6 protein-coding genes are annotated in these 6,324 nt (G+C 62.9%); 4 read left to right on the forward strand and 2 right to left on the reverse strand.

Annotated features, from left to right (window positions below; all coding sequences use genetic code 11):
- The first annotated feature begins 201 nt into the window (after window positions 1–201).
- From LOC54_RS10755 to LOC54_RS10770, 4 genes are all read left to right on the forward strand, one after another.
- Complete coding sequence (locus LOC54_RS10755; protein ID WP_279313812.1) at window positions 202–948, forward strand: orotate phosphoribosyltransferase; 747 nt, start codon at window positions 202–204, stop codon at window positions 946–948.
- Complete coding sequence (locus LOC54_RS10760; RefSeq protein WP_279313813.1) at window positions 945–1,784, forward strand: glutamate racemase; 840 nt, start codon at window positions 945–947, stop codon at window positions 1,782–1,784. Before LOC54_RS10755 ends, LOC54_RS10760 begins: the two co-directional genes overlap by 4 nt.
- Before the next feature lie 76 nt (window positions 1,785–1,860).
- The gene (gene argE, locus LOC54_RS10765; protein WP_279313814.1) at window positions 1,861–3,042 is read left to right on the forward strand and encodes an acetylornithine deacetylase; all 1,182 of its coding nucleotides are present in this window, start codon (window positions 1,861–1,863) and stop codon (window positions 3,040–3,042) included.
- A complete protein-coding gene (locus tag LOC54_RS10770; protein ID WP_279313815.1) occupies window positions 2,991–4,112 on the forward strand; it encodes a succinylglutamate desuccinylase/aspartoacylase family protein in 1,122 nt (373 codons plus the stop codon). Before argE ends, LOC54_RS10770 begins: the two co-directional genes overlap by 52 nt.
- Before the next feature lie 58 nt (window positions 4,113–4,170).
- Here the strand turns inward: LOC54_RS10770 and rho are convergent, their stop codons facing one another.
- Both rho and LOC54_RS10780 read right to left on the reverse strand, forming a co-directional pair.
- Complete coding sequence (gene rho / locus LOC54_RS10775; RefSeq protein WP_279313817.1) at window positions 4,171–5,469, reverse strand: transcription termination factor Rho; 1,299 nt, start codon at window positions 5,467–5,469, stop codon at window positions 4,171–4,173.
- 178 nt (window positions 5,470–5,647) lie between these two features.
- Complete coding sequence (locus LOC54_RS10780) at window positions 5,648–6,013, reverse strand: hypothetical protein (protein WP_279313816.1); 366 nt, start codon at window positions 6,011–6,013, stop codon at window positions 5,648–5,650.
- Window positions 6,014–6,324 lie beyond the last annotated feature (311 nt).

The following is a 6,324-nucleotide window of genomic DNA, read 5'->3' on the forward strand; positions in this document are numbered from 1 at the left end:
GTCTGCAAAATCTGGACTTCAGAGCCAGAAAAATTCATCATAAATCCAACCCATCAAATCCCGGGACTAAACACCTAGACGGAAGCTGCCCGAACTCCACGATGAATCATCTGACCAGAATCCTGCGTCCTGATCCGTGCGGATGGATTTTTCCGTGCCTTCCCGGTATTGGATGGCGCACAGTCATGAAGGGATGCGGGAATGGTCGGTCAGGACGTTATTTCGGGCAGCGATGCGTCAGCCTGGGATCGTGATGCGGCGCTTGTTACGGCGCGGCTGCTTCTGGAAATAAAAGCCGTCAATTTCCGGCCCGAGGATCCCTACACCCTGACATCCGGCTGGAAATCCCCGGTCTATATCGACTGCCGCAAGATCATCTTCTTCCCCCGTGCGCGTGCGAAGATCGTCGAGCTGGGCGTTGAGAAAATCAGCCGCCATGTGGGCTATGAGAGCTTTGATGCGGTTGTCGGCGGAGAGACGGCGGGCATTCCGTTTGCCGCGTGGTTTGCGGACCGGATGCTGACGCCGATGGCCTATGTCCGCAAGAAACCGAAGGGTTTTGGCCGCAACGCGCAGATCGAGGGCGATGTGCCCGAGGGGATGCGGACGCTGCTGGTCGAGGATCTGACGACGGACGGCGCGTCCAAGATCGGTTTCGTAAAGGCGCTGCGTGATGCCGGCGCGCTGGTGAACCACACTTTCGTGGTCTTCTTCTACGGCGTGTTCCCCGGCGCGCATCAGACGCTCAAGGAGATGGATATCTCCCTGCATTCGCTCTGCACCTGGTGGGATGTTCTGGAAGCCTGTGCCGAGCGACCCTACTTCTCGGAGGCCGCCGCGTCCGAGGTCCGGCGCTTTCTGGAAGATCCCTGCGCCTGGTCCCGCAAACACGGCGGCGTCGGCAGTCTGGAAGAGGCCCTGGCGCACAAGACGGCCCGCGATTCGTGACATCCCGTGCGTCCCGGCTCCTGGTTTTTGACTCAGGAACCGGGGGGCTTGGCATCACCGCCGCTCTGCGGACGCATCTTCCGCAGGCCCGGATCGACTATCTTGCCGATACCGCGCTGTTTCCCTACGGCGACCAGCCGGATGAACGGCTGATCCTTCACATCGTGGCCCTGCTCCGCGCGGCCGTGACGGAATTTGCGCCCGATGCGGTCGTGGTGGCGTGCAATACGGCCAGCACACTGGCGCTTTCGGCCCTGCGCGCAGCCCTGCCGGGTACGCCTTTTGCCGGCTGCGTGCCGCCAGTACGCTGGGCGGCACGGCTGAGCCGGACACGCGTGATCGGCCTGCTGGCCACCCCCGCGACGGTTCGCCGTCCCTATGTGGCGGAGCTTCAGGCGACCTATGCGCCCGACTGCCACCTGGTGGCCTGCGGTGCGAGACATCTGGCTGCTCTGGCGGAACAGGCATTCCGCCATCAGCCCGTGAGCCGCGAGGCCGTATCTGCCGAACTTGAGGGGCTGTTCGCGCAGCCCGGTGGCGAGCGGATCGACGTGGTCGGGCTGGGCTGCACGCATTATCCTTTTCTCCTGCCGCTGTTCCGCGAACTTTCGCCCCGGCCGGAAATTCTGTGGCTGGATCCGGCCGATGCCGTGGCCCGCAGGACGGCGGAAATTCTTCCGCCGCTGCACGGGACGGACGGGGCGGAGGAACCTGACCGCTATATGACGACCTCCCCGCACGGGACGGACGCGGCTCTGCTGGCCGCGCTGCCCGCATACGGATTCCGGACGGCAATGCTCTGGCAGCCCCGGACGGCGGAGGCGGTTCTTTCCTGACCCGGATATGTGCGCATCCGTTTCGTGAGGATGTCACGGGATTGCAGCCCGGCCATTCCGGCGCAATACTTTCCCCATGATCAGCCAGCCCTTCCCTGCCTCGGGTGACAGTATCGCCCTGCTCAGACATCTCGTCTCCTTCGACACGACGAGCTGCCATACGAATCTGCCGCTGATCGGACAGGTGAAAGCCTGGCTGGAGGGGCATGGCGTCCCGTCTCATCTGAGTTTTAACGAGGACGGGAACAAGGCAAATCTGCACGCCGTTCTCGGTCCTGCCGGGCCGGGCGGGATCGCCTTTGCCGGGCATGTGGATACGGTCCCGGTGACGGGGCAGGACTGGAGCGGCGATCCGTTTTCCCTGCGGGAGGAAGACGGGCGGCTGACGGCCCGGGGTGCCACGGACATGAAGGGATTTGTCGCCTGTATGCTGGCGGCGGTACCGGATGTTCTTGCGATGCCGCTTGCCCGTCCGGTCCATCTTTTCCTGACATTTGACGAGGAGATCACCTGCGACGGCGCCCGGGTGCTCATCCGGGACGTGGCGGAGCGCGGGCTGCTGCCGTCGATGTGCGTGGTGGGTGAGCCGACACTGATGACGCCCGTGACGGGCCATAAAGGACGTCTTTCCGCCGAGATGACCGTAACGGGCCGGGCCGGGCACTCCTCCCGCCCCGGAGAAGGTGTGAATGCGCTTCATGCGCTGGGGGAGGCCATGGCCTGGACCGCCGCATCTGCCCGCGCCTTTGCCGAGAAGGGGCGGCGTGTCGAGGGATTCGAGCCGCCGCACAGCACCACGCAGATCGGCGTGGCCTCGGGCGGAGAAGCGCTCAATATCATTCCGGACAAGGCCCGGGCGGAGATCGAATGGCGCACGGTCCCCGGAGATGATGCCCGTGAATTCCTTGCCCGGATGGAGGAGGTCATGCGGGCACAGACGGAAAGCTGGATGAAGGCGGCTGATCCGCAGAGCAGCCTGTCCTTCCGGATCCTCAACGAGCTGCCTCCGCTGGATCTGCCGCAGGATGATCCGCTTGCCGTGCTCGTGCGGCAGGTGACGGGATGCAACGAGACGGGGCTGGTGTCCTACGGCACCGAGGCCGGGATCTATCAGAACGCAGGCGTCCCCAGCATTGTCTGCGGCCCCGGAGACATCCGGCAGGCTCATCGTCCGGATGAATGGATTGCCGCCACGCAGCTCGTCCGGTGCGATACCTTCCTGCGCGAGATGGTCCGGCGGGTCTGCCTCCGGCCATGACCTCCGCACCGGACAGCCGGAAGGAGGACGCGGACGCCACCATCCGGCGCCCCCGGCCCAGAGAGCTGTCCGAGATGCTGCCCCGGCCCGCCCCGGCGCTGCCGCCGTTCCGGATCGGGCTGACACCTCCCGATCTCTCCCGCTGGCGGGCAGGCAATACGGGCATCGAGGGCGTGCATACGTTCCGTGCGGAGCAGCCCGGGCCGCATGTGGTGATATCCGCGCTGATGCACGGTAATGAATTTGCCGGAGCCATCGTTCTGGACGAGCTGCTTTCCTCCGGCTTCCGTCCCGTCTGCGGCACGCTGTCCGTCGTGTTTCTCAATCTTGCTGCCTTTGACAGCTTCGATCCCGGGCGCCCCGCGCTGTCCCGCTTTCTGGACGAGGATATGAACCGGCTCTGGGGCTTTTCCTCAGAGGAACTGCACGGGAGCAGGGAACGCGAGCGGGTCCGCAGTCTGCTCCCGCTTATCGGTTCGGCGGATATGGTGCTCGATCTTCACTCCATGCTCTGGCCGGGAGCTCCGGCGCTGCTGTGTTCCGCAGGTGCGGAAGGCCCGGACGAAGGGCCGGACCAGGAGCGGGGGCAGGCTCTGGCGCGAAGGATCGGGGCGCCGCGTCTGATCGTGACGGATCAGCGACATCGTGACGGGCTGAGACTGATTGACATGCCGCGCTTTACGGCAGCCGGAGGACGGGCGGCCGCCTGCCTCCTGGAGGCCGGGGAGCACTGGATGCCGGAGACGGTTGCGGACACCCGTGCCACCGTCGCGCGGTTTCTTGCGATCACCGGGATGACGCACCAGGGGCATATACGGCATCGCCGCAGACCGCTGCATGCAAAGGTGGAGCGGAGTGTGGCGGCCCGGACAGCCGCGCTGCGGTTCACGCGGAACTGGCGCAACGGGGATATCGTGCCGGAGCGGGGAACGGTGATTGCCCGGGATGGCGGGGAGGATATCCGCACGCCCTGGGATCACTGCATGCTGATCCTGCCGAATCTGCGTCCGGCCCAGGGGCATACCGCCGTGCGCTTCGGACGGATCAGGCAAGGGACGGCAGAAGGCTGAGGACCGGCCCTTACGGGACGCGGCCCTCAGCCGTATGAGAGATGCCGGAGCACCTGGCTCAGTTGTTCATTGCCTCGAAGAAGTCGTTGTTGGACTTGCTGTATTTCAGCTTGTCCAGCAGGAAGTCCATCGCATCCATCGTGCCCATCGGCGCAAGGATACGGCGGAGCACCCACATCTTGGAGAGCGTGGCGCGATCGACCAGAAGCTCTTCCTTACGCGTGCCGCTCTTGGTGATGTCGATGGCCGGGAAGGTGCGCTTGTCGGCCAGCTTGCGGTCGAGGATGAGCTCGGAGTTACCGGTGCCCTTGAATTCCTCGAAGATGACCTCGTCCATGCGCGAGCCCGTATCGATCAGGGCGGTTGCGATGATCGTCAGCGAGCCGCCTTCCTCGATATTACGCGCCGCACCGAAGAAGCGCTTCGGACGCTGGAGCGCATTGGCGTCCACACCGCCGGTCAGCACCTTGCCCGAGGACGGGACGATGGTGTTGTAGGCACGCGCCAGACGGGTGATGGAGTCCAGCAGGATCACGACGTCGCGCTTGTGCTCGACCAGGCGCTTGGCCTTCTCCAGCACCATCTCCGCCACCTGAACATGGCGCGTCGCCGGCTCGTCGAAGGTGGAGGCCACGACCTCTCCGCGTACGGAGCGGGCCATATCCGTCACCTCTTCCGGACGCTCGTCGATCAGAAGAACGATCAGGAACACTTCCGGATGATTGGTCGTGATGGAGGTGGCGATGCTCTGGAGCATCACGGTCTTGCCGGTACGCGGCGGCGCGACGATCAGGGCGCGCTGGCCCATACCGATCGGGGAGACCAGATCGATCACGCGGGGGGTGAAGTCGCGGGTCTGGGTTTTCTTGCCGCGGGGCGCAGGTTCGGGCTCTGCCGGTGTCTGTCCCTCGATCTCCATCTGCAGGCGGCGCTCGGGATAGAGCGGCGTCAGATTGTCGAAGTTGATCCGGTGGCGTACCGCCTCGGGCGGCTCGAAATTGATGGTGTTGACCTTGAGCAGCGAGAAATACCGCTCTCCGTCGCGCGGCGCGCGGATCTGTCCCTCGACCGTATCACCAGTACGCAGGCCGAAGCGGCGGACCTGGCTCGGAGAGATGTAGATATCGTCCGGCCCGGAGAGGAAGTTCGCTTCCGGGGAGCGGAGATAGCCGAACCCGTCAGGCAGGATTTCCAGCGTACCTTCGCCGTAGATGGCCTGATCATTGTCCGCAAGCGTCTTGAGGATCGCGAACATCATGTCCTGCTTGCGCAGGGATGACGCGTTCTCGATATTGAGGCTTTCCGCGTATGACAGAAGATCGGCCGGAGATTTGGCCTTGAGTTCGGCAAGATGCATGCAGATTTCGTCCCGGATGACGGATACGGACATAAGGAAGCAGGTTATGCCGCGCGGCAGCCGGATGGCATGGAAGCGGTCCGTGAAAAGCCCGGGCGGGCCTCATTATCCGCTGCGCAGAACCTGAAATCAGGAAGGAGCATCCGGAAGCTTATGACTCCCGGAGACGCGCGAAGCCTTATCTTCTCAGCTGCGTCCTGTCAAGACCGGACGCGACATGGTGCGCTTTCACACGCTCTACCTGGTAGAAAACATTCGTCCATGCGATCAGCAGGAGATTTCCCTTTTTGGTTACAAATCCTTCAATACATCCGTCTGAGATAAATACCGGCGATGCTGCCAGACTGTCATCTTTCAGCTCAATATCATCCCGACCTGCGAGATTGTCCCTGAGGTAGCTGTCGACTTCTGCAGCAGACATCTTCCTGGCCGTCGCCGGTTCTTTCAGCTTACAGCTGTCTTCCGGAAAAGAAGGAGTCCTGTCACTGATGATGACCGTCTTTCCCACCAGTTTCCCGGCGCCGGCGTCATCCGTGGCAACCATCGACCCGGCACCGGCGACCCGGGTAATTTTCCACGTACCGGAATATTCTGCCAGTGAAAGTCGCCCCCCCTTGTGCCGGAACATGACTAAATAAAGAAAACATCAAAATTGTTAGGTTCTGTTGACAAAAGATCTTCTCAGACTGGCTTGGACGTGATTCAACGTTGGTCTTTACGGAGACCTGTGGATGCGTGGCGACCTGACAGACGAAGAATGGGTGATCATTGGTGGCCTGTGACGTGCCCCCTTTTTTGTATCCACTCAAAAGGAGAGTTCCCGTTTTTTATGGCTTGGGGTTGATGGGATGACAA

This window comes from Acetobacter sp. AN02, from assembly GCF_029759835.1.
In the GTDB taxonomy this organism is placed as follows: domain Bacteria; phylum Pseudomonadota; class Alphaproteobacteria; order Acetobacterales; family Acetobacteraceae; genus Acetobacter.

Bases quoted from the DNA above. Each gene is read 5' to 3' on its own strand.
- LOC54_RS10755 (WP_279313812.1), top strand. From the start codon at position 202: ATGGTCGGTCAGGACGTTATTTCGGGCAGCGATGCGTCAGCCTGGGAT.
- argE (WP_279313814.1), top strand. From the start codon at position 1,861: ATGATCAGCCAGCCCTTCCCTGCCTCGGGTGACAGTATCGCCCTGCTC.
- rho (WP_279313817.1), bottom strand. From the start codon at position 5,469: ATGCATCTTGCCGAACTCAAGGCCAAATCTCCGGCCGATCTTCTGTCA.
- LOC54_RS10780 (WP_279313816.1), bottom strand. From the start codon at position 6,013: ATGGTTGCCACGGATGACGCCGGCGCCGGGAAACTGGTGGGAAAGACG.